Here is a 2,217-nt window from a genome sequence, read left to right on the forward strand (position 1 = left end):
AGCCCCAGCAAGATCGGGGACATCGCCAGAGCCGCCCTCGTTCTCACACACGTCGAACACGGGCGCCTGACATAGAACTCGCTGGGATCACCTCACTGGTCGTTTGCTGACTTCCGAGCCTCTTCCTCGTCCTGTCCACGATCCACATACTCTTCGATTAGCGCGTTGTCAAGCATAGTTCTAAGGTCTGCTGCAGCCATTCCCCCGACATTCAGCTCAACGTCTGCGTTCCCGAAGTACTCCTCGAGTATCCTTCGCTCCTGATCTTCGTGAGCAGCAACAATATTAGGGGCCAGGTCCTCATTCGACACTAGGAGCTGAACGAAGTTTTGCCACTGCGACTCGGACAGATGAATGGCTTTGTCTCCAGAGTCGTGGAACAGGTAGAGGTCATCTGACCCTTCAAGTTCCCGGAAGCCACCATTCTCGGCAGCTTCGATGGAGAAATCATCCATATACGTCAGGTAGATTCGAGTAAGCGCCGCTCCAATCTCCGGATTTATCTCAGTCACGGAGAGATCATGCGAGTCACCGTCTCCATCAGCTGCATCGCGGAAAGAGTTTCCTCCCTCTCCACCGTCTGCAGAAAGTACATTCATGAGCGAGTAAGCCGCTTCTCCCGCCCAGTCAACCTCTTCTTGGTCTGCACTCGCCTCGAACTCAGATATCCAGTCGGTGAGGCCTCTTACAGAATCCCCATCGTCTTCCCACTCATGCGCATAAAGAGCTTCCAGGATGCTTTCCGGAGTGACATTATCATGATTTCCATGCCACCCATAGTCACTCCCATCCAGGTTGTCCCCAGTCAAGAGTATATAATTGGCTTCCTCATTCCTGAAGGCAATATCCATCATTCTTTGATGCTGTTCATCAGGTGGGACAACGACGTGATCTTCCATCCCCAGCATTTGCGAGATTGTGGCTACCATGGAAGCGGAAAATTCTGCACCTCCAGAGGTACGAATTCCAGCATTCCCAACAAATGCCTCGAATCTGGAGAATTCTCCTGCCCAACCTTCGACTTCAAAGGACGAGTAGGTCGATTCACCATCACGCGTCTCTACCGGGGCAGGGCCATAGACGACGTTCTGCACATCTTCAGGTATACGTCCCAGGCCACCACCAAGCGACTCATCTGAAAGTAGCAACATGGCGTCGGCAAGGTGCCTGTTGATACTGTCTCTCGTGTCGGCGTCCAAGTGATCACTGGTATTGAGGTTCTCCCAGAAGGCAAGGAAATCTTGTGGAGTCGAATCTCCGTTCATTTGCCCTACTCGATTCTCGACTATTTCGAATTCCGCAAAGAACGTATCCAGAAATTCTATCTCACTATCAGAAAGAGCTTCGCCGTTCTGCTGCGCCCTGAGTCCGCGAAGAATGAGTTCGTTTAGTATCTCGAGTTGCCCATCGAGCACTTCGATTGATCCTGCGTTCCCATTCTCTGCAGCATCTTTGATAAAATTTGCTACGGTGACGGCTTCGGACGACTCAAAAACAAAATATTCCAAATCCCCAGTTGTATAGTAGGCAATATTTACACCTATGTGCCCTGCTTCTGCAAGTTCTCTGATGTTCTCCGGAGTTGGCCCTTCGCTCAGCCGCACTTCCGTCGCCTCACACTTCCGCCTCAATGTTTCCCATGCCTCGGTTGCTTCTGCGGTGTGGTTTTCAGTGATCGCATCTCGCAAACTCTCATCATCTTCGTCATCTCCCAAGGAGATTCTGTTTGAAAGCGCTTGTCGCAGTCGAGACTTAATCTCCTCAATTTTCTCCTCGTACCATTCCACATCAGTGATGACCTTTCCGATCATCCCATAGGCATGCTGACAGGCCACCATGGAACTACTCCATGAATCCTGGTTTTCCATCGCCGCGCCTCGAAGACCCTCGCCGATCATTCCTTCGAAGTGAAAGCTGACCGACTCAGTGATTGTATTGAACTCTCCGGATCGACCCATGATCTTGGCATGCAACTCGTCAAAATGCGCTTGACGACGCCCCAGCACGCCAGTGTCGATTTCACACTCATTGAACTCGAACGCGATCATTTTTAACGCACTCTTCCATTGAGGTGATCTCAACGAGTTCGGAAGCTGGGAGGAAAGCCCCGAACAGCAGAAAAGTGACGTCGGGGTGTGAACCGTCGTTCCCCTGACATGGGCGTGGAGCCCCAGGTAAAAGGCGAGGTGACGAAACCGTGCCGGTCCACCTGAAAGG

At 51.7% G+C, this 2,217-nt stretch carries 1 protein-coding gene; it reads right to left on the bottom strand.

Going from position 1 to position 2,217, the window contains the following annotated elements; all coding sequences use genetic code 11:
- Window positions 1-92: 92 nt before the first annotated feature.
- Window positions 93-2,217: hypothetical protein (locus tag BJF83_RS26455; RefSeq protein ID WP_262391246.1), on the bottom strand; the 2,125-nt coding region annotated here is incomplete at its 5' end.

The sequence above is a fragment of the Nocardiopsis sp. CNR-923 genome (genome assembly GCF_001942255.1).
Lineage (GTDB): Bacteria > Actinomycetota > Actinomycetes > Streptosporangiales > Streptosporangiaceae > Nocardiopsis.